Source organism: Kitasatospora acidiphila (assembly GCF_006636205.1).
In the GTDB taxonomy this organism is placed as follows: Bacteria; Actinomycetota; Actinomycetes; order Streptomycetales; family Streptomycetaceae; genus Kitasatospora; species Kitasatospora acidiphila.
The window spans coordinates 115,492-135,148 of the sequence record NZ_VIGB01000001.1 but is presented as its reverse complement, the minus strand read 5'-3'; the positions used below and the strand labels follow the sequence as shown (position 1 = coordinate 135,148).

19 protein-coding genes and 1 pseudogene are annotated in these 19,657 nt (G+C 72.2%); 8 read left to right on the top strand and 12 right to left on the bottom strand.

Annotation, left to right across the window (positions count from 1 at the left end; genetic code table 11):
* Positions 1-10: 10 nt before the first annotated feature.
* Together E6W39_RS00640 and E6W39_RS00635 are read right to left on the bottom strand one after the other, a co-directional pair.
* Positions 11-2,173 (bottom strand): bifunctional polysaccharide deacetylase/glycosyltransferase family 2 protein, encoded by a 2,163-nt coding sequence (locus E6W39_RS00640; RefSeq protein ID WP_141631740.1) that lies wholly within the window; start codon positions 2,171-2,173, stop codon positions 11-13.
* A gap of 47 nt (positions 2,174-2,220) precedes the next feature.
* On the bottom strand, positions 2,221-2,973 hold the full coding sequence (locus E6W39_RS00635; protein WP_141631739.1) for a hypothetical protein: 753 nt from the start codon (positions 2,971-2,973) through the stop codon (positions 2,221-2,223).
* Between the two features lie 214 nt (positions 2,974-3,187).
* On the opposite strand from E6W39_RS00635, the pseudogene E6W39_RS00630 reads away from it, so the two are divergent.
* Positions 3,188-3,325, top strand: a pseudogene (locus tag E6W39_RS00630) (GNAT family N-acetyltransferase); the annotation flags it as partial.
* Between the two features lie 47 nt (positions 3,326-3,372).
* Here the strand turns inward: E6W39_RS00630 and E6W39_RS00625 are convergent.
* Both E6W39_RS00625 and E6W39_RS00620 read right to left on the bottom strand, forming a co-directional pair.
* Positions 3,373-3,765, bottom strand: a complete 393-nt coding sequence (locus E6W39_RS00625; protein WP_228717864.1) for a hypothetical protein — start codon at positions 3,763-3,765, stop codon at positions 3,373-3,375.
* Between the two features lie 131 nt (positions 3,766-3,896).
* A complete protein-coding gene (locus E6W39_RS00620; protein WP_220140133.1) occupies positions 3,897-5,621 on the bottom strand; it encodes a putative Ig domain-containing protein in 1,725 nt (574 codons plus the stop codon).
* A 324-nt stretch (positions 5,622-5,945) separates the two neighbouring features.
* Here E6W39_RS00620 and E6W39_RS00615 point away from each other — a divergent pair, with 324 nt between their 5' ends.
* On the top strand, positions 5,946-6,377 hold the full coding sequence (locus E6W39_RS00615; protein ID WP_141631738.1) for a nuclear transport factor 2 family protein: 432 nt from the start codon (positions 5,946-5,948) through the stop codon (positions 6,375-6,377).
* Between the two features lie 16 nt (positions 6,378-6,393).
* Here E6W39_RS00615 and cpt read toward each other — a convergent pair whose 3' ends face one another.
* The 3 genes from cpt to E6W39_RS42545 all read right to left on the bottom strand — a co-directional run bounded on the left by cpt (position 6,394) and on the right by E6W39_RS42545 (position 7,964).
* A complete protein-coding gene (cpt, locus tag E6W39_RS00610; protein ID WP_181799007.1) occupies positions 6,394-6,930 on the bottom strand; it encodes a chloramphenicol phosphotransferase CPT in 537 nt (178 codons plus the stop codon).
* Positions 6,931-7,014: 84 nt separating this feature from the next.
* Positions 7,015-7,785, bottom strand: coding sequence for an AraC family transcriptional regulator (locus E6W39_RS42550; RefSeq protein ID WP_267286658.1), 771 nt, complete (start codon positions 7,783-7,785; stop codon positions 7,015-7,017).
* Entirely contained in the window at positions 7,776-7,964 is a 189-nt protein-coding gene (locus E6W39_RS42545) for a cupin domain-containing protein (protein WP_267286661.1), read from the bottom strand. The genes E6W39_RS42550 and E6W39_RS42545 overlap by 10 nt, the downstream gene beginning before the upstream one ends.
* 68 nt (positions 7,965-8,032) lie before the next feature.
* Between E6W39_RS42545 and E6W39_RS40720 the strand changes: the two genes are divergently transcribed.
* The 3 genes from E6W39_RS40720 to E6W39_RS00595 all read left to right on the top strand — a co-directional run bounded on the left by E6W39_RS40720 (position 8,033) and on the right by E6W39_RS00595 (position 9,428).
* The gene (locus E6W39_RS40720) at positions 8,033-8,284 is read left to right on the top strand and encodes an SDR family oxidoreductase (RefSeq protein WP_228717872.1); all 252 of its coding nucleotides are present in this window, start codon (positions 8,033-8,035) and stop codon (positions 8,282-8,284) included.
* Positions 8,281-8,883, top strand: coding sequence for an NmrA family NAD(P)-binding protein (locus E6W39_RS00600; RefSeq protein ID WP_267286657.1), 603 nt, complete (start codon positions 8,281-8,283; stop codon positions 8,881-8,883). Before E6W39_RS40720 ends, E6W39_RS00600 begins: the two co-directional genes overlap by 4 nt.
* A 122-nt stretch (positions 8,884-9,005) precedes the next feature.
* The gene (locus E6W39_RS00595; RefSeq protein ID WP_141631736.1) at positions 9,006-9,428 is read left to right on the top strand and encodes a GNAT family N-acetyltransferase; all 423 of its coding nucleotides are present in this window, start codon (positions 9,006-9,008) and stop codon (positions 9,426-9,428) included.
* A gap of 644 nt (positions 9,429-10,072) precedes the next feature.
* Here the strand turns inward: E6W39_RS00595 and E6W39_RS00590 are convergent.
* Genes E6W39_RS00590 through E6W39_RS00585 form a run of 3 tightly spaced genes read right to left on the bottom strand, consistent with a single transcriptional unit; the run spans position 10,073 to position 13,192 of the window.
* The gene (locus E6W39_RS00590) at positions 10,073-10,945 is read right to left on the bottom strand and encodes a cysteine desulfurase (RefSeq protein ID WP_267286656.1); all 873 of its coding nucleotides are present in this window, start codon (positions 10,943-10,945) and stop codon (positions 10,073-10,075) included.
* Positions 10,900-11,796, bottom strand: coding sequence for an aminotransferase class V-fold PLP-dependent enzyme (locus E6W39_RS42540; RefSeq protein WP_267286655.1), 897 nt, complete (start codon positions 11,794-11,796; stop codon positions 10,900-10,902). Before E6W39_RS42540 ends, E6W39_RS00590 begins: the two co-directional genes overlap by 46 nt.
* Positions 11,783-13,192 (bottom strand): family 2B encapsulin nanocompartment shell protein, encoded by a 1,410-nt coding sequence (locus tag E6W39_RS00585; protein ID WP_141631735.1) that lies wholly within the window; start codon positions 13,190-13,192, stop codon positions 11,783-11,785. The genes E6W39_RS42540 and E6W39_RS00585 overlap by 14 nt, the downstream gene beginning before the upstream one ends.
* 972 nt (positions 13,193-14,164) lie before the next feature.
* On the opposite strand from E6W39_RS00585, the gene E6W39_RS00580 reads away from it, so the two are divergent.
* Positions 14,165-14,623 (top strand): nuclear transport factor 2 family protein, encoded by a 459-nt coding sequence (locus E6W39_RS00580; protein ID WP_141631734.1) that lies wholly within the window; start codon positions 14,165-14,167, stop codon positions 14,621-14,623.
* An 83-nt stretch (positions 14,624-14,706) separates the two neighbouring features.
* On the opposite strand, the gene E6W39_RS00575 is transcribed toward E6W39_RS00580, so the two are convergent.
* Together E6W39_RS00575 and E6W39_RS00570 are read right to left on the bottom strand one after the other, a co-directional pair.
* On the bottom strand, positions 14,707-16,290 hold the full coding sequence (locus tag E6W39_RS00575; RefSeq protein ID WP_141631733.1) for a multicopper oxidase family protein: 1,584 nt from the start codon (positions 16,288-16,290) through the stop codon (positions 14,707-14,709).
* The gene (locus tag E6W39_RS00570; RefSeq protein ID WP_141631732.1) at positions 16,287-16,751 is read right to left on the bottom strand and encodes a hypothetical protein; all 465 of its coding nucleotides are present in this window, start codon (positions 16,749-16,751) and stop codon (positions 16,287-16,289) included. The genes E6W39_RS00575 and E6W39_RS00570 overlap by 4 nt, the downstream gene beginning before the upstream one ends.
* 86 nt (positions 16,752-16,837) lie before the next feature.
* On the opposite strand from E6W39_RS00570, the gene E6W39_RS00565 reads away from it, so the two are divergent.
* Together E6W39_RS00565 and E6W39_RS38890 are read left to right on the top strand one after the other, a co-directional pair.
* Positions 16,838-17,284: a MarR family winged helix-turn-helix transcriptional regulator gene (locus E6W39_RS00565; RefSeq protein WP_141631731.1), complete on the top strand. Its 447-nt coding sequence runs from the start codon at positions 16,838-16,840 to the stop codon at positions 17,282-17,284.
* Positions 17,285-17,449: 165 nt separating this feature from the next.
* The gene (locus E6W39_RS38890; RefSeq protein WP_228717861.1) at positions 17,450-19,624 is read left to right on the top strand and encodes an NB-ARC domain-containing protein; all 2,175 of its coding nucleotides are present in this window, start codon (positions 17,450-17,452) and stop codon (positions 19,622-19,624) included.
* Positions 19,625-19,657 lie beyond the last annotated feature (33 nt).

The following is a 19,657-nucleotide window of genomic DNA, read 5'->3' as shown; positions in this document are numbered from 1 at the left end:
GGCGGGCGGCTCAGCCGCCCGCCGGCACCCGCAGCGAGCCGTAGCGCTGCATCCGCTGCCAGCGCAGCCGGGAGCCCGCCAGCGCGGTGAAGACCGACTGGATCACCACCAGGTACATCAACTGGCGGTAGACGAACTGCTGCAGCGGCAGGCTCCACAGCGGCCCCAGGCGCTCCCGGTCCAGCCGGAACGCATAGGCCCCCATCAGCATCTGGACCAGCAGGAAGGCGGCCCACAGCCCGATGATCCGCACCGGGTCCAGGAACACCAGTCCGTACACCGCGAAGACGTCGACCACCGGGGCGAGCAGCGGCAGCAGCACCTGGAACATCAGCAGGTAGAGCAGACCGCGCCGCCCCAACTTGCCGGCTTGCCCACGCTGGACCAGCGCGCCGCGGTGCTTCCACATCGCCTGCAGGGTGCCGTAGCACCAGCGGTAGCGCTGCCGCCACAGGGCGTTCAGTGAGGCGGGGGCCTCGGTCCAGGCCTTGGCCCGCTCCTCGTAGACGACTCGCCAACCCGCCCGGCAGAACGCCATGGTGAGGTCGGTGTCCTCGGCGAGGGTCTCCTCGCCCACCCCGCCGACCGCCAGCAGCGCGGACCGCCGGAACGCGCCGACGGCGCCCGGCACGGTGGGCATGCACTCGGCCAGATCGAACAGCCGGCGGTCCAGGTTGAAGCCGACCACGTACTCGATGTGCTGCCAACGCCCCAGCAGACCACCCCGGTTGATCACCTTGGCGTTGCCGGAGACCGCCCCGACCGCCGGATCCGCGAACGGCTGCACCAACTGGCGGACGGCATCCGGCTCGAACACGGTGTCGCCGTCCACCATCACCAGCAGCTCGCACCGGGCCGCGGCGATGCCGGTGTTGAGCGCCGCCGGCTTGCCCGCGTTCTCCTGCCGGATCACCCGGGTGTACGGGAGGCCGAGCGACTCCACCAGATCGGCGGTGCCGTCGGTCGAGCCGTCGTCGACCACGATCACCTCCACCGGATGGTCGGAGGCGAGCAGTGAGCGCAGTGCCGCCTCGATCCCGGCGGACTCGTTGTAGGCGGGCACGATCACGCTGACCGGCTCGGTGACCGGCGGGCCCCAGGGCCGACGGCGCAGCCGCTTGTGCCGGCGGGCGGCCACCAGCACCGCGACGGCGCGCAGCACGCTGATCGCGCCCGCCGCCCACAGCAGCCAACCCAGCAGGGTGAGCACCCAGTTGCCGCCGCGCAGGATCCAGATCAGCGTGAGCCCCTGCAGATGGTCGCCGGTGCCGGCCGGGCGCACCGGATCGGGCAGGCCCAGCGCCTCGCTGACGGTGGCGAAGTGCAGGCCACGCGCCTTCAGTCGGGGCAGCAGGGTGTTCAGCGCGGCCACGGTCTGCGAGCGGTCGCCGCCCGCGTCGTGCATCAGCATGATCTGCCCGGGGGCGCCCGGGGCGACATCGAGCGCCTTCACGATCTGCGCGGTCCCCGGGCGGCGCCAGTCCTCACTGTCCATCGTGGTGAGCACGGTCAGGTAGCCCGCGCGTCCGGCCTGCTGGACGGCGTCCCACTCGCGGTCGTCCAGGGCGTCCGCAGTGGAGGAGTACGGCGGACGCAGCAGCGAGGTGGTCACCCCGGCCGCGCCGGCCAGGGTGAGCTGGGTCTCGCGCAGCTCCAGCGAGCGGCGCCAGTCGGGTGCCGGGCCGAGGTCGGTGTGGGTGAAGGTGTGCACGCCGATCTGGTTTCCGTCCGCGACGATCCGGCGGATCAGGTCGGGATGCGCCGCCGCCTGGGTGCCGACCACGAAGAAGGTCGCATGAACTCCTGCCCGGCGCAGGGCGTCCAGGACCTGGGGCGTCCAGGTCGGGTCGGGGCCGTCGTCGAAGGTGAGGGCGATGGTGCCGGGCTTGGGGGCGGCACTGCGCGGTTGCGGGCCGGCGGTGTCGATCACCGGGCCGCCGTCGCGGATCGCGGCGGGCACGGCGTCCGCGGCCATGGGCTTGGCCGCCTGGTCCGGGCGGTCGTCGAAGCTGTGCTGGGTGTAGCCCTGGAGCAGCAGGGTGACGGACAGGGTGAGCAGCATGGCGGTCAGCAGCAGCCAGTGGGTGCGCAGTGGTCCCTGGCGGATCACGCCGCGGCGGCCCCGGCGGGCGCGTTTGGGGGCGGGGGCTCGTCGGCGTCGGGTTGTGCTCATTGGGCTGCTTTCGGGCGTGCGAACGGGGGCGGGGAGAAGGGTGGAGGCTAGGGCTTGACCGGCCGGTTGCTCGCTCCTGGCGCGGCGGAGGAGTGGCCGTGCCCCGGTGTCCCCGGGTTGGGGTTGCCGTTGCCCGGCGGTGTGGCGGGGCCGGTGACCGGGGCCGGCGCGCTCGTGGCGGTGGGGGCCGGGCTGGTCGCCGTCGAGCTGGCGGCCGGCTGCTGCTGGTTGGCCGTCGGCCCGCCGGGCCGGTCGGCGGTCGCCGTCGCCCGCGTGGTGGTGGGCGACACGCCGGCGGCACCGGCGGCCACCGGGCCGGCGGTCGGCGCCTGGGACGGCAAGTCGGAAGACCCGGGTGCCTGGGCGGGGGCGCTGGGCACGGCGGGCTGCGGCAGCGGCAGAAAGGGCGCATTCACGGTGGGCCCGCCGAGCAGTGTGCTGCCCAGCAGCACCAGGTAGCCGCCCGCCGGGACGGCCAGCGCCACTCCCAGGCGGCGGATCCGGCGCTGGCGGCGGCCCGAGCTGTCCACGAACACCGGTGGTGGCACGGGCTCGGCTGCCGGATCGGTGTCGTCAGCGCCGCCGGTGTCGACGACGGGGGACAGCTCGACGGTGGGCGGGCCCGCCTCCTCCTCGGCCCACGGCGCGTGCTGGCCGGGGTCGGTCATCAGCGGCAACCGCGCAGTCGGTGGCCCGGAGAACGGTTCACCGACCGGGGCGAGGGGAAGGGTCTCCATGGTCGCCGGGCCACGAGGCTGCTCCCCGGCGGTCGGCCAGTTGTCGTACGGTGTGACGGTCACGGTGTCGAGTCCAGGTGTTGTCGGCTGTGCGGATTACCACGGAGGCGCCGCAGCGACCGCCGACCGGCGGCAAGGGACGCACTTCATGTGTCTGACAGCGCCGACGCCCGGCAGATCGTCACACCCTCCTTGCCCGCATATCGCCCTGTTGGTGAACCGTTGCGCCGTTAATTCCGTACGCCGACCCGCCGGGCGAGTGGCAGGATCCGACACCGGCTCGGCCGCCGCGGCCCACGCCTTGACGGCCGGCCTGCTGCCGCAGTGGCGGGCGCGGGTGCCCGCGTCGCGGCGGGTCGCGGCTGCGCTGGGGTTTCGGGAGCTGGGCGAGCAGCTCGGTGCTCAACTCGCCTGACCAGGAGCGTTGGTGGCGTCAGTCCGCGGTGCAGCCCCAGTAGCCGATCAGCGCGGGCTGCCCGTCGCGGTAGAGCACGGTGCAGTTGCCGGCCGCGCGGACCGGGAACGGCAGGTGCTCGGACTCCAGGCCGCCACCCACTGCGCCTGAGTGGGACGCCCGTCGGGGCACCAGACGGCGATCTCGTCGGGGGTCAGCGGCCGCATGAACGGGCCGTGCTCGGTGTGTCCGGGATCGACCACCGTGACCTGGTCGAGCACGGTGGCGGTGCCGCCGGTGAGGATGAACTCCTGCCAGTCCTCGTCCGACCACAGCCGGTCGATCGTCCGGCCCTCGAACCCGTGGTTGTCCTCGGCCAGTTCCCGGTCCTGCGCCTCCCGGAACGCGGCCGCCAGATCCTCCTGGTACGGGCCGGTCTGCCACCAGTCGCTGCCACCCATGGTGTTGCACCGTTCGTCCCGAAGCCCGTGGGGTGCTCAGCAGGATAGGAGCCGGGTGTGACAGCGGTGCGGCCGGGCCGGTCGCCCTCCCAGCCCGGGAGGGCGACCGGCCCGGCCGGTTCGGCGGGCGGTCAGGAGACGTTGACGGCGGTGTCGTCCAGGACGAACGAGGTCTGCTTGGTGTAGTCCTCGGCGCCGGTGAACTTCAGGGTCACGCTCTGACCCGCGTAGGCGGCCAGGTTGAGGGTGTGCTGCTGGTACCCGGTGGCCGCGTTGGTGTTGGAGTAGGTGGCCAGCGTGGTGCCGTTGGCGGTCACGGTGAGCTTGTCGTATGCCGAGGTGGTGGGCTCGGCGGTGTCGATGTGCAGCCAGAAGCTGAAGGTGTAGTTGGCGCAGCCGGCCGGCAGGGTCACCGTCTGGGCGAGCGTGTCGGTGTTGGTGCTGCCGTAGCCGTCGAGCCAGGCGTCGTAGCTGCCGGAGTGCGGCGGCTCGCCGGAGCTGCTGTTGATGGCGCTGGTGCCGCTGGTGTCGGTCTCGGTCCAGCCGGCGGTGCTGCCGGCCTCGAATCCGGGATTGGTCAGCAGCTGGGCGGCGGTGCATCCGGTGCCGCCGCCGGCCGGGTTGACCGTCCAGGTGAAGGTGCTGGAGGAGGACGGCCCGGTGGAGTCGGTGGCGGTCGCCGTCACCGAGAAGGTGCCGGCGGTGGTCGGGGTGCCGCTGATCAGGCCGGTCGCGCCGTTGAGGCTGAGGCCGGCGGGGAGGCCGGTGGCGGTGTATGTCAGGGTGCCGCCGGCGGTGTCGGCGGCCGAGAGCTGGAGGCCGGCGGCGGTGCCGACGGTGGCGGTCTGCGCGCCCGGGTTGGCGAGGCTGACGCTGCCGGTGCCGGTGGTGCCGCTGCCGGCGGCGAGCCAGGCGGTGGCGTTCAGGCCGAGCGCGGCATCGGTGCCGGCCGGGTCGTCCCAGCCGTTGTAGAGGGTCTTGCCGGACTGGCCGCTGCCGTCGTCGATGGCCGAGCTGTCACCCCAGAGCGCGACCCGGCCCTTGCCGAAGCTGCTGGTCGCGAAGAAGGCGCCGGTGTTCCCGGAGTAGCCGGTCCGGTAGACGATGCCCTTGACCGACGGGTTGTCAGCGGGCTTGAGGGTGAAGGTGGTGCCGTTGCGGATGATGCTGCCGGTCACCGTGCCGAACGGGCCGTTCAGCACCGGGTCGGTGCTGTCGGAGATGGCCCGCGGGTTGTCGGTCGTGATGTTCAGCAGATCGACGGACAGGCCGAACGGGTCGTTGCTGTCCACCGAGTTGGTGGTCAGCAGGTCGTTGATGATGGCGGGGGAGTCCCAGCCGTCGTTGTTGCGGTCACTGCCGGTGTGGTCGGAGATCAGGAACAGGCCGCCGCCGTTCTGCACGAACTTCATCAAGGCGGTCTTCTCGGCGTCGCTCAGCCGGATGTTGGGCTCCGGCAGCACGAACTCGTCGAAGTTGGCGAGGTCCAGGGCGCCGCCGGTGCCGTAGCTGATGGTCGAACCGGGCGGCAGCGTCTTCAGGCTGTACTGGCCGGTCTTCTGCAGGGCCACGCCCCAGCTGGAGATGGCGCCGGTCCAGTCCGTCTCGGACTGCGGGTTGGAGTTCTGCGCGAGCGGGTCGGGCTGGCTGGTGCTGATGATCCAGTCGGCGTTGCCGGCCGTCTCCGCCTTGGTGTCGTCGAACAGCACCCGGTGCTGGGTGGTCGCGGCAGTGGTGCGGGCGGCGGGAGCCGGGGCCGCGGCCGCGTGGGACGGTGCGGTGTTCACCGCAGCCAGGGCGACCAGTGCGGCGGCGGCCAGGGCGAGGGGACGGGCACCCCTGGTGATTCCGGTCATGCGTCAGGCTCCGCGTGTTCGTGGGGGCAGGAAGCGATGCTACGCGCGTAGGCGCGGCCAAACCGTCCCATGGTCGAGTGAGCAGAGCTTGAACGGAACACGTCGAAATGAGATTGCTCGCTGTCTGATTCCTGGCTATTGCTCGGAGTTGACCTCGTATGGGATGTGTTGCTCGCTGCTGCCAGTCCGGTACTCCACGGCCGGCGGCGAGGGCGGCGATCACGATTCGTGATGGCTGGCCGGTGCGGATTGCGTCTGGGTCGCGGGTCCGGCTTTCGGTTGACTCTGAGTCAAGCCAAGCAGCCAGGAAAGGTGGAACCCCTCATGACCAGCACCCAGCCCAAGGACGTCGTGCGCCGCTACTTCGCCGCGCTGGCGGCGGGTGACCAGCAGGCCGTCGAGGACTCCTGGGCCGAGGACGGCAGTTGCTGGTACGCCGGGGAGCTGCCGATCTCCGGCCTCTGGCAGGGGCGGGACCAGGTGATCAACGGTTTCCTCGCCACCGCCTTCGCCCACCTCGACCCGGACCGCGAGGTCGGCCTGCGGGTCACCAACCTGTTCGGCGAGGGTGACCAGGTCTTCGTCGAGTGGGACTCCTGGGCCACCGGCCGCACCGGGCGGCCGTACCAGCAGAAGAACAGCGGTGTCTTCACCGTTCGCGAGGGCCGCATCGCCAGCATGCGCGAGTACGCCGACACCCAGCACTGGTACGACGCCCTGGTGGCCGAGGCGCCCGCCGAGCAGCCGGCCGGGTGATCAGTCGGCCGGGTGATCAGTCGGTGAGCGCGGCGGCGATCGTCCGCGCGCACTGCAGGGCTTCGGTGCGGGTGGTGTCCACCTCCAGGTCGTAGACCACGCCCCGGTGCACCACCGCCGCCTGTGACGCGGCCATCCCGCCGGCCCGGTCGCCCCGGACGAGCTCCCGGCCGGCGGCCACCTGGGGGTCGCACCGCACCCCGACCCACAGCACGTCGAGCCCGTCGAGCGCCTGCCGCCAGCGCTGCTGGGACGCCGCCCCGCCGAGGAACACGTCATCGATCACGACCCGGGCGCCCGCCCGGACCGTCGCGGCGACGCCTGCCATCCAGGCCGCCTCCAGCCGGCGGAACTCCTCGCCGACGGTCACCCCGCCGTCCGCGGCGACCTCGATGCCGGCGTCCGACGACTGCAGGGAGGCGGGCATCGAGTCGACGAACGAGTCGATGCTGAAGGCCAGGAACGGCACCGGCAGCACCGCCTGCAGGCACTTGGAGATCCCGGACTTGCCGGAGCTGGAACCGCCGTTGAGCACGATGACCTGAGTGTTCACGGTGGCCACAGTAGACGCACCGTTCGCAGCGCCCCAAGGCATTTAGGGACGCCCGGCGGTGCTCCCCGGGGCCGCGGCCGCGACTCAGGTCAGCTGCCGCCAGGCCGATGGACTGACGCCCCGGGCCCGCTTGAACGCCGCGCTGAACGCGAACGCGTCCGCGTAGCCGACCTCGTGGGCCACGGTGGCGATGGTCGTGTCGGCGTCCCGGAGCAGATCCGCCGCCAGGGTCATCCGCCAGGTGGTCAGGTAGCCCAGTGGCGGTTCGCCCACCAGCTGGGCGAAGCGTGCGGCGAAGGCGGCGCGGGACAGGCCGACCTCGGTGGCCAGCCCGGCGACCGTCCAGCGGCGGGCCGGATCCTCGTGCAGCATGCACAGGGCCCGGCCGATCGCGGGGTCGGTCAGCGCGCGGTACCAGCCGGGTTGCGCGGTGCCGTGGCAGGCGAACCAGGCGCGCAGGGTGATCACCAGCACCAGGTCCAGCAGTTGGCGCACGACGGCGTCCTGGCCGGGCTCGTCACGGGCGGCCTCGGTGGTGAGCAGCTCCAGCACCGCCAGGGTCCGGGGGCCGGCCGGCATCACGGCGAGCGGCGGGAGCATGTCCAACAGGCGCTCGCCCACGGTGCCGTGGAGGTCGTAGGTGCCGCGGAGCAGCACCGTGGCGCCTGGCAGGCCGTCACCGTAGGTGCGCGGGGCCGGGTTTCGCAGGGCGGCCGTCACCGCCGGGCCGTCGCCGAGGATCTGCTTCCGGCCGTTGCCGTGGATGACGAGTTGCACAGGGGTGGCCGGGTCGTCGGCGACCGTGTACCGGCTGGCTCGGCTGATCAGCGCGATGTCACCGGCCGTTAGCTGCACGGGGCGGCGGCGCTCGGGTGGTCGTCGAGGCGGATCGACGCCTGCCCGCCGAGCGTGGCCACCACCGTGAGCGCGGGTGCGTCGGCGTAGGCCAGCGACCACGGCGGCCGCTGGATCAGCTGCCTGATCACCGCGTTCCTGGCGCGGGCCCGGTGGAGCAGATCGCTCAGCACGTCCATGATGGTCAACGGTAGACGATCACACATGGATCGGCGACGATCTCCCATGGATCGTCCAGGGGCCTGAGGTGTTCGCTGGAGGCATGGAAAAGATCCTCATTCTCGGTGGCACCGGCACGACCGGTCGCCGCATCGCCCGCCGTCTGACCGCCGCCGGCCTGCCGGTCCGGACCGCTTCCCGCACGGGTGCTGACGTTCCGTTCGACTTTGACAACCCCGGCACTTGGGCGCCCGCACTCGACGGCGTCGGAGCCGTGTACGTGCTGAAGCCCGACATGGCGGTGAACCCCGACCCCAGGCAGGTGTTCGCGGGTTCGTGACCGCCGCGGCCGCCGCCGGCGTGCGGCGGGTGGTGCTGCTGTCGGGTAGCGGCGTCGGTGAGGCGGACGACAGCAACCCCCTCAAGGCAATTGAGCAGACCGTGCGCACCTGCGGCGCCGATTGGACGATCCTGCGACCGGACTGGTTCGCGCAGAACTTCAGCGAGAACTTCTGGCGCCTCGCCATCCTCGACGGCAGGCTGGCACTGCCGACCGGAGACGGCCGCACGCCGTTCGTGGACGCCGAGGACATCGCGGACGTCGCCGCGGCGGCGCTCACCGAGGAGAAGCACGCCGGCCGGATCTACTACCTGACGGGCCCGCAGGCGCTCAGCTTCGGTGAGGCGGCGGACGTCATCGGGCGCGCCAGCGGTCGCACCGTACGCCATGTCGACGTCACCCCCGAGGAGTTCGTCCGGCAGCAGCTCTCCTTCGGGGTCCCGGAACCGGCCGCGCGCTTTCTCACCGGCCTGCTGGTGGCGGTACGGGACGGGCGCGGGGGCGCGGTCGCCGACGGCGTCGCGGAGGCGCTCGGGCGTCCGGCCCGCAGCTTCGAGGCGTTCGCGGCGGCGGCCGCGGCGGCCGGGGCGTGGCGCTGACCGCGCCGGTGCACGCGCCGATCCCGGTCGTGAACCGACCCGGGTGAGCCTGGCTCGTCGACTAGCCGTCCAGCAACCGGAATTGCCTGTACCGGTCGCACCGGTCCTGGTAGGCAGGTCGGATGAGCGAGATCAGGATACGTACCGCGAGCTGCCACGAGATCCCGGCGCTGCTGGCCTTCTGGGCCCGGTCGGCCGAGGGCACCAGCATCACCGACGACGAGGACGGTGTGACCCGTCTGCTCGTCCGCGACCCGGAAGCCCTGCTGGTGGCCGACCGGGACGGGGCCGTGGTCGGCACCGTCATAGCCGGCTATGACGGGTGGCGCTGCCACCTGTACCGGCTGGCCGTCGACCCGGACCAGCGCCGGCAGGGCATCGCCGACGCGCTGATCACCGCCGCCCATGAGCGCTTCGCGGCGCTCGGCGGCCGCCGGGCCGATGCGATGGTCCTGGACCGCAACGAACTCGGCCAGCACGCCTGGCGTGCCGCCGGGTACCACGCCGAGGAGCAGTGGCGCCGCTGGGTCAGGCCGCTGGCGTGAGGCGCCGAGGGGTTGCTCCGGTGTGGCGGGGGCTCCTTGACTGACGGACCGGGGGATGACGGAGATGCGGTTCGCTCCCGGCGCCACGGCGCCGGGAGCGAACCGTCGGGCTGCTCCAGGAGCGGGCGGGCACGGTCGCCGAGCCTGGTCACCCTGGTCGCCCGACCCGTCGTGGCCGCTGCCCGAGTTGCCGGACACGGTCGAAGGGTGACGCGTGCGCGCGGGGCCGCCCCCGAACGGGCCGGCCGGGCTGCACCGGAGGGGCTGGGGCGGAGCGACCGGATCGGAGCGCGGTGATGTCCCAACCCGACCTGCCCGACTACGGCTCGCTGACCCGCAGACACTCGGCCGATGCCGAGCGGCAGCGCCTGGACCTGATGGCCGAGGTGCTCGACCCCTACTCGCGCGAGGTGCTCACCACGACGGTGGGCGGGCGGGCCCCGGGCCGGGTGCTTCGCCGACCTCGACGACCCCGACCTCGACGACCCCGACCTCGACGACCCCGAGGTCTTCGACCTCTACCTCGCACTGTGCTCCGCCTGGGGTGGCCGCCCGTCATGAACCGCGTGGGTGTGGCTGTCGGCTCCCCGAGCGAGCCGACAGCCACACCCACGCACCGGTTACCCGGCTACCCGGTAACCCGCCTAGCCGTTGCAGGAGGCGGCCGCCCCCTGCAACGCGGCAACCAGGGCGTCGACGTCCTGCACGGTGTTGTACAGCGCGAGCGACGCCCGCACCGCGCTGGTGACGCCGTACGCGGCCAACGCCGGCTGCGCGCAGTGGTGTCCGGCCCGGACCGCGATGCCCTGCTGGTCGAGCATCCCGGCCAGGGCCATCGGGTCGGCACCGTCCATCAGGAAGGTGAGCACTCCGATCTTCCCGGGCGCCGTGCCGATCAGCCGCAGCCCGGGCACGGTCGCCAGCGCACCCATGGCGTACTGGGTGAGCTGCTCCTCGTGGGCCGTGGCGGCCTCCCGGTCCAGCCCGCCGAGGTAGCGCAGCGCCGCCCGCAGGCCGGCGACGCCGGCGATGTGGCCGGTGCCCGCCTCCAGCCGGTGCGGCAGCGGGGCGTACGTGGTCTCCTCGAAGCTCACCGAGTCGATCATGTTGCCGCCGCCCTGCCACGGGGGCATGGCCTCCAGCACCTCGCGCTTGCCGAACAGCACGCCGATCCCGGTCGGTGCGAACACCTTGTGCCCGGAGAAGGCGTAGAAGTCGGCGTCCAACTCGCTGACGTCCACCGGGAAGTGGCTCACCGCCTGGGCTCCGTCGACCAGCACCCGGGCGCCGTAGCGGTGGGCCAGCGCGGTCATCTCCGCCACCGGCGGCACCGTGCCCAGGACGTTGGAGGCGTGGGTGAGCGCCACCAGCTTGGTCTTGGAGCTCAGCAGGTCCCGGTAGGCGTCCTGGTCCAACTGCCCGTCGGGGAGCAGCGGGATCGGCTTGACCCGGGCTCGTCGCTCCTTGGCGATCAACTGCCAGGGCACCAGGTTGGAGTGGTGCTCGGCGGCTGACACCAGGATCTCGTCGCCCACCCGAGGTTGGCCCGACCCCAGGTCTGTGCCACCAGGTTGACGGCCTCGGTGGTGCCCCGAACGAAGACGATCTCGCCGGTGTCCTGGGTGCCGAGCAGCTTGGCGGCCTCCTCCCGGCCCTCCTCGTAGACCTGGGTGGCCTGCTTGGCGAGGGTGTGCGCGCCACGGTGCACATTGGAGGTGTCCATCGCGTAGTGCTCGCTGACCGCTTCGGTCACCTGACGGGGCTTCAGGGTGGTGGCCCCGTTGTCCAGCCAGACCAGCGGGCGGCCGTTCACCTCCCGGTGCAGTTGCGGGAACTCCCGTCGCACCGCCTCGACATCGAAGCCGCCGGGTGGCGGTGCGGGCATCGCCGGGGTGGCCGGCGGGGACTGCGGCGGCAGCCAGTACCGTCCGCCGGTCACCATTTGGGTGAGCGCGGCGGGCAGCGTCGCGGCCGGCAGCCCGGCCACGCCGCCCGGCATCAGCAGTCCGCTCGGCGAGGCGGGCGGAGCGGGCGGAGCGGCAGGCGAAACCGCCGCCGCCGCAGCCGAGTTCGGCGCTCCTGACGGTGCCGAGGACAGTGCCGACGGCGCTGTCGAGGGCGAGGACCCGGGTGGCGCGATCGGCGCCGCCGCGACCGAGTCGGACGATGCGGGCGCTGCCGACGGCGAGGTGGGCGCCGCTGCCGAAGGCGCCGCGGACGGCGCTACCGAAGGCGAGTTGGACCCCGCCGTAGCCGTGCTCGGCAGCCCGGGCGGTGAGGGCGGTGCGAACAGCGCCGCGAGCGGGTTCGGCGATCCGGCCGAGTGGCCGTCCAGGCCGATCGCCGAGAAGCCGTCAGGAGTAGTCATGGTAGTTCGACACCTCGACGTTCTGGAGCACCCCGATGGCGTCGTCCACCAGCGCCGCCGTCGAGAAGTAGCCGGTCATCAGGTACGAGGTGATGGCCTGGCGGTCGGTGCCCATCGGACGCACCGCCAGGCCCGGCTCCACCTCGTCCGGCACCTTCGCCGGACGCAGGCCCACCACGCCCTGCTGGTCCTCGCCGACCCGCATCAGCAGGATGTTGGTGGTACCGGGCGCCGCACCGGCCGAGCCCTTGAGGTCCAGCTTGTCGGAGGGCAGCAGCGGCACCCCGCGCCAGGTGATGAACGGGCTGCCGAAGAGCTCCACGACCTGCGGCGGCACCCCGCGCCGGGTGCACTCGCGGCCGAAGGCGGCGATGGCCTTCGGGTGGGCGAGGAAGAACGCGGGCTGCTTCCAGACCCGGGTGAGCAGCTCGTCCAGGTCGTCCGGGGTCGGCGCGCCGGTGCGGGTGCGCACCCGCTGGCTCGCCACGATGTTGTTGAGCAGCCCGAACTCGGGGTGGTTGAGCATCTCCCACTCCTGGCGCTCGCGCAGCGCCTCGGCGGTCAGCCGCAGCTGGGTCTGCAGCTGGTCGATCGAGGCGTTGTAGATGTCCGAGACCCGGGTGTGCACCTTGAGGACGGTCTGCGCGACGCCCAGCTCGTACTCGCGGGGGCTGTCCTCGTAGTCCACGAATGTGTGCGGCAGGAAGGGCTCGCCGGTGTGGCCGGAGCTGAGGTCGATCGGGTCCTCGCGGTCGGCCGGTGCCTGGCCGTCGGTGCCGAGGGCGTCCAGCTGGGCACGCAACGAGGGCTCGCGGTTGGCGAGTTCGAGGAGCATCCGGCGGTCAAGGGTCAGCACGGTACACGCGGTGACGGCCTTGACCCGGTAGTCCAGCGGCGTGTCGGTCGCCCACGCGGTGGCGTCGAAGAAGTCGCCGTCGCCGAGGACGGCCACCAGGGCGTCCTGCCCGTACTCGCCGGTGGCGCGCTTCTCGGCGCGGCCGTCGGCGATGATGTGCAGCTGCCCGGCGGGGGCGCCGGCGTCCACGATCAGCTCGCCGGGCGCCACCTCGCGCTGGACGAAGCCCTGCGCCAGGGTGCTGAGCAGCGGGCTGTCCAGCTGGCTGAGGAAGCCGATCTCGCGCAGGTCCTCGGCGATGACCCGGGGGTTTCCGTTGCCGTCGGTGCTGGTGCTGATCAGTCCGTCGCCGAGGATGAAGCCCCGGCGGCGGTTGACCCGGTAGACGCCGGCCTCCAACTCCACCCAGGGCAGCGCGCGGAGCAGGTAGCGCGGGGTGATCCCGAGCATCTGCGGCACGGTCTTGGTGGTGGTGGCCAGGTTCCTGGCGGCGGCGGTGCTGAGGCTCTGCGGGCTTTGCTGGCTGGTCTCGGTGGTCATGGCTGGTCCCGATCCTGATCCTGGGGTCGTGGTCTGGAGCTGAACAGGCGTCAGACATGGGTGGGCCTGAGCAGGTGTCAGATCTCTTGCTCGCAGCGGAAGTTCGGCTGATCGATGCGGCCTGCGAATGTCTGCCACGGAGATTATTGCGACCGCTCCCGGTCTTCATGAACGTGTTCGAATCGGCGAATCCGGGTCTGGACAGGCGGCACGGGATCGCATGCGATCAAACTCACTCGGATGAGTGAATCAAGCAATAAGCAGCGATTTGCTGTTCGAAAGTTGCGCTTCGGGATCGGCCCCGCAGACGCGCTCGGAGGCCGGGTGAATGTGCTCCGGCGCCGAGATGGGTCGCATACCTGCCGAAGTGCGAGTCCTGGGAATCAGCTGGGAGGTTCTGTTCGAAGCGCGGCGAACTCCGATGCGATCCGCGCGGGAACCGCTGGTGGCGGCAGGGATGGGCGTGACGGAGTGTGCCGCCGCGGTGGCGGACGGCGTCGGATCACGGGGGGCCGGACGGTCTCAGTCGAACGGAGCGGTGTTTCCAAACGCGGTCCGTCCACTTACGGTTGCCCTGATGAACGAGATCCGCCTCGCAGCCTGCGAGTTCGCCGCCAACCGGTCCGCGTGCCATGGGTACCCGGAGGGCTTCGGCGTGCGCAGACCCGGCGGCGTCGCGTCCGTGGGCTGATCCGTGGGCTGAACTGCCGATCCGCCCGGGGTGACCCCGGCCGTTGACGTCGCCGCCTGTTCGGGGGAGGGGCGGCGTCGGGAACGGCTGCGTCGGGGAGCCGTGCCCGGGTTGTCGGCATTGGCGTGACCGATCGGCTGACGGTTCGTTACGCCATCATCACCACCATCACATCTGGAGATCGGAATGTCTCATCGGCTGGCCTTGGTGCCGCCCTGGTCCGGAAGATCCGACCGGAGCGGCACGGCCATCAATCGGGGCGTCAACGACGGGGAGGCACGATGATTGACGAGGACCTGCGTGACCGGCTCGCGGTGGTCGAGACCTGCACCCGGATGTGCTGGCACACCGACAAGCGCGAGTGGGCGCAACTGCGGAGCCGGGTCTTCGCGGAGAAGGTGCGGGTGGACTACACCAGCCTGAACGGCGGCGAGCCGGTCGAGCTGCCGGCGGACACCCTGGTGAGCGCCTGGCGCGATCTGCTCGGGGCGCTCGACGCCACGCAGCACCTGCTCACCAACCACCTGGTGACCCTCGACGGCGACACCGCAGAGGTCACCGCGGACTTCCAGGCCACCCATCTGCTCACCAGGGTGGCCGACGGGCCGATGTGGACCCTCGGCGGCCACTACCGGTTCAGCCTGCTGCGCGGCGAATCGGGCTGGCGGATCGGCGGCTTGACCATGACCAAGGCCTGGCAGACCGGCAACCTGGCGCTGCTGTCGGCCGTCGCCGGCTGAGCCGCGCCCTCGGGCCCCGGTGGTGAACCGGGGGCCCGAGGGGCTGCCGCACTCTTCACACGGTGGTGATCACTCGGCGGTGATCACTCGGTGGTGAACTCCGCCATCATCGCCATGTCCTCGTGCTCCAGGTTGTGGCAGTGCAGCAGGAACCGACCCGCGTAGTCGGTGAACCGGACGGCGACCTCCACGCCCTGGGCGGGGAGGACGTCCACGGTGTCCTTCCAGCCGGCGTCGTACGCGCCGGGCGCGTCGCCGTTGCGGCTGACCACCTGGAACGGGTCCAGGTGCATGTGGACGGGGTGGTGGAAGTCGGTGATGAACCGCCAGATCTCCACCTGGCCCAGCTTCGGCGAGGCCAGCGAGCGGCCGGGCCGGTACTCGTCGCCGTTGATCGTCCAGTTGTTCTGGGACTTCTGGAAGACGAAGGTGCGGGTGGCCGCCGCCTTGGCCGGGTCGAGGCGCTCGATGGAGGACAGCTTGGCCGGCACCCGGGAGTCGTCCGCGCCGCCGCCGCTGCCGATGTCGAAGCGCATCACCTCACTGGTCGAGCCGCTGCCGAGCTGGTTGACCAACCGCACGCTGGTTCCGGCCGGGTAGCGGGCGAAGTCGACCACCACGTCGAAGCGCTCGGCGGGTGCCAACTCCAGTGTGTCATGGGCGGTCGGGCGCTCCAGCAGGCCGCCGTCCGAGCCGATCTGCAGCAGGCCGCCGCCGCCCGGCGGCTGCGGGTCGAGCGCCAGCCGGTAGCGGCGCGCGTTGGAGCCGTTGAGCATCCGCAGCCGGTAGCGGGCCCGGTCCACCCGGGCGACCGGCCAGGGCGCGCCGTTGACCAGGATCACGTCACCCAGTACGCCGTTCATGTAGGCGTCCGTCACGCCCGGCTTGCCCTCGTTGCCGTCCAGCGCGGGGTAGGCGAAGGAGCCGTCGGCGGCGAACGCGCGGTCGGCGATCATCAGCGGCAGCTCGCGCGGGCCGTGCGGCAGGCCGAGCGCGGCCTCCTCGTCGTCCCGGACCAGATGGAAGCCGGCCAGGCCGCGGTACACCTGCGGGCCGGTGAAGCCCATGGTGTGGTCGTGGTACCAGAGCGTCGCGGCCCGCTGGTTCATCGGGTAGGTGTAGTCGCGCTGCGGCTGGAAGGTGGCGCCGCTCATGCCGGGCATGCCCGCCATCTTGCTCATCCCGCCCATCCCCGCCATGGCGTCGCCGCCGCCCTGCGGGCTGATCAGGTCCAGCGGGTAGCCGTCGCTGTCGTGCGGGGTGTGGCCGCCGTGCAGGTGGACGGCGGTGGCGTGCGGCAGTGCGTTGCGGTGGGTGACGACGGTGCGCCGCCCCGAGCGGGACTCGATGGTCGGGCCGGGGAAGGTGCCCTGGTAGCCCCAGACCTCGGTGTCCTGGCCGGGCAGGATCCGGGCCGTCGCGGCGCGGGCGGTGATCTCGTAGTAGTCGGTGGTGGCGTCGCTGCGGACCGGCTGGATGACCGCGGGGATCGGCAACTCGGCCTGGTAGCGCGGCGGTAGCGGCACCTTGCTGCTCAGCAGTAGACCGGGCTGCCCGCCGGGTATCAGCATGCCCAGCAGCGGCGGGGCCCCGACCGCCACCCCGACCCCTAGTACCGCCGCGCCACCGGCACCAAGGAGTTGACGCCTCGTCAGCCCGCTGCTCATTCCGCGACCTCCGGCCCGGCGGCGGCCACGGCGGTCAGGTCGGCCATGGTGGGAGCCGCTGCCGGAGCCGAGCCGGCCGCCGGCTTGAACTGGAAGACCTCGACGGCGAACTTCTCGGCCATCACGAAGATGCCCACACCCAGCGGAATGTGGATCAGCAGCACGCGCGAGAACCCGAGGCTGATCTGCGCCACGCAGCACAGCAGCAGGATTCCGTACTGCACGGCGGTCCGGTTCGGCAGCCCGCTCAGCCGCCAGGCGAGCACGGCGGCGATGACGCTGAGCAGCACCGCGGTGGCGAGGATCATGGCGGCCATCATGTGGGCGTCGAGCAGCGGGTAGTACCCCTGCAGGAATCCGCCGGCCAGGATCGGTTGGATGAGTGCGAGCAGCGCGGTGAGGCCCGCAGTCACCCGGAGGGTGATCAACGGCCAGCGCGGCCGGGCAGGGTTGAGCGACATTGCGACCCCCGAGTGGTGTCAGGAATTCAGTCCCCAGAGAGATAGTCTCAGATGAGACAATCTCAGAGTGATCCTATACTGTCCTTATGACCGAGAAGCAACCACCGCCTGCTCCGCTGGGACTGGCGCTGCGCCACGCCCACCTGCGCGCCGCACGGACCTTCGCCGAGGAACTGCGCCCGCTGGAACTGGAGAACGTGTACGCGGCGGTACTGATCAACCTGGGCCTGCTCGGTTCGCAGACGCAGCGCCAACTGATGGACAGCGTGGGCTCCGACAAGTCCGCGATGGTCCGCCACATCGACAGCCTGGAGTCCCGCGGCCTGGTCCGCCGCCGACCCCACCCCACCGACCGCCGGGCGCACGCAGTGGAACTCACCGATGCGGGCGAGGCGGCCTTGGCGGAGGTGCTGGTCGCGGCCAGTCGGACCGAGGAGCGGCTGCTGACGTGCCTGGAGCCGGCCGAGCGCGGCCGGTTCCGCGAACTCCTGGGCCGCTTCGCCTACCCGGCGCCGGAGCGGACCTGCGAGTGACGGCCGGCCGGCGGCGCAGCGCAACCGGTGTCAGTGCCATGCCCGTGGCAGTCGCTTCCAGTACGGTGGCTCTCGGCCGGCGAGTTCGGCCGTGCGTCGGCGCGAAGGCGGAGAGGCGGGGGTGAGGCGATGGGCGGCACAGCGGACCGGCCGGAGCACGGGAGCGTGTCCAACAGCCTGTCGGGCAGCACGGTCCACGGCCCGGTGGTCCAGGCCCGGGAGGTGCACGGCGGCATCACCTTCAACTACCACCAGGCCCCGGCACCACCCCGCCACGCCGACCGGCGGCCCGACCAGGTGCCCCGGCCGGTCGGCCGATTCGTCAACCGCCGGCGCGACTTGGCCCACCTCGACGGGGTGCTGATCGAGGACGGCGAGGCCACCGCGCACTGCCCGGTCGGCGTGGTCAGCGGCCTCCCCGGCGTCGGCAAGACGGCGACCGCCTGCCAGTGGGCCCACCACAACCAGCGGCGCTTCCCCGGCGGCCAGCTCTTCATCGACTTCGCCGCCCTGCGCGGTAGTGGCAGTGGCAGTGGCGACAGGTCGGGTGGGGGCGGCGCCGACGTCTCGGAGGCCCTGGCCATGTGCCTGCGGGCCCTGGGCGTCGAGGAGTCCTACCTGCCGACGGGCCTCGCCGAACGCACCGCGCTCTTCCGGACCATGTCCGCCGACCGCCGGATGCTGGTGGTGCTGGACGACGTGACCCACCCCGCCCAGGTCCGGCCCCTGGTCCCGCAGGGCGCGGGCAGTGCGCTGCTGGCCACCAGCACCTGGCGGCTGGGCGAACTCGCGCTCGACGGCGCGGCCCTGCTGCCGCTGGACACCCTCGACGCCGAGGGCGCACTGCACCTGCTCGGCACGCTCTGCGGCCAACGACGCATCGACGCCGCGCCCGAGGCCGCCGTCCGCCTGGCCGAGCTGTGCGGCGGACTGCCGATCGCGCTGCGGATCGCCGCCGCCCGGCTGCAGATCCGCCAGCGGCTGACCATCGCCGACCTGGTGGCCGAACTCGCCGACGAACAAGGCAGGTTGAGCCACATCTCGGTATCCTCCGCCCACGAGGAGCGCACCGTGTCCGCAGCACTCGAACTCGCCTACCGCGACCTGCCCGCACCCGCCGCCGCCCTCTACCGCACCCTCGGCGGCCTGCCCGGACGCAGCTTCGACGCCGCCCTGGCCGCCGTGGCCAGTGATCTGACGCCTCATCAAGTGCAGCCGCTGCTGGACACCTTGGAGGCGGCGAGCCTGCTCGGCGTGGCCGAGGACGGCCGCTACCGGCTGCACGACCTGGTGCGACTGCACGCCCTGGAGGGCGTGCGCCAGGCCGAACGGCCGGACACCGAACGGCAGATCGTCACCCGGGCCACCGGCCACTACCTGGCCCTCACCGCGCTGGCCGACCTCACGGTCCGAGCCGACCGGCTGCGGATCGTCGACCTCGCCGACATCCTCGGCGTCGCAGACGTGTCGGCCGCCGTCGCCCACTCCCCGTTCGCCGCGGCCGACGCGCCCGCGCAGGACGCCATCGCCTGGCTGGAGGCCGAGCGGGCCAACCTGCTCGCCACCCTGCGCGCCGCCGCCCGCTACGGCCTCGACCGGCAGACCTGGCAGCTGTCCGAAGTCCTCACCGTGCTGTTCCTGCACCACCGCCACCTCGCCGACTGGCGCGAGGCGGCCGAACTCGGCGCCGATGCCGCCGCCCGGGACGGCGTGCCCGCTGCCGAAGCGCGGCTGCGCAGCCTGCTGTCCCGCCCGCTGCTCGACCTCGGCCGGGACGAGCAGGCCCGGGAGCAACTGGAGATCGCCGAGCGGCGTGCCGTCGAGTCCGGGCACCTGGTGCTCCAGGCCTCCGTCCAGGAGTTCCTCGGGCGCTACCTGGACCGCCACGACCCGCAGCGGGCGATCGCCGCCTATCGCAGCTCACTGGCCCTCAACATCCAGGCCGGTGAGGAGCGCGGCGCGGCGCTGGCCGGCTACTTCCTCGGCTGCGCCCAGGCGGCGGCGGGCGACCTCGACACCGCGCTGACCGCCCTGGAGGCCGCCCGCCGCACCTTCCTGGCCCTGTACGACCGGCGGATGGCCGCCAGGGCTCTGGCCGACCTGGGCCGGGTCCGCGCCAGGCAGGGCGACCGCAGCGGTGCGGCGGCCGACCTGAGCGCCGCCGCCGGTGAACTCCGCGAGCAGCGCGCGGGGCACTACGAGGCGCAGGCGCTGGAGGACTTGGCAGATGTGCTGGATGACGCCGAGCAAGCCCGCCACTGCCTGTCACGCGCCCTGGAGATCTACCAGACGGGCGGCAGCCCCCGCGCCGCAGAACTCGTAGCCCGGCTGGCTGGCTGACGCTCCCTCCTCAGTCGCTCAGTCGCTCAGTCG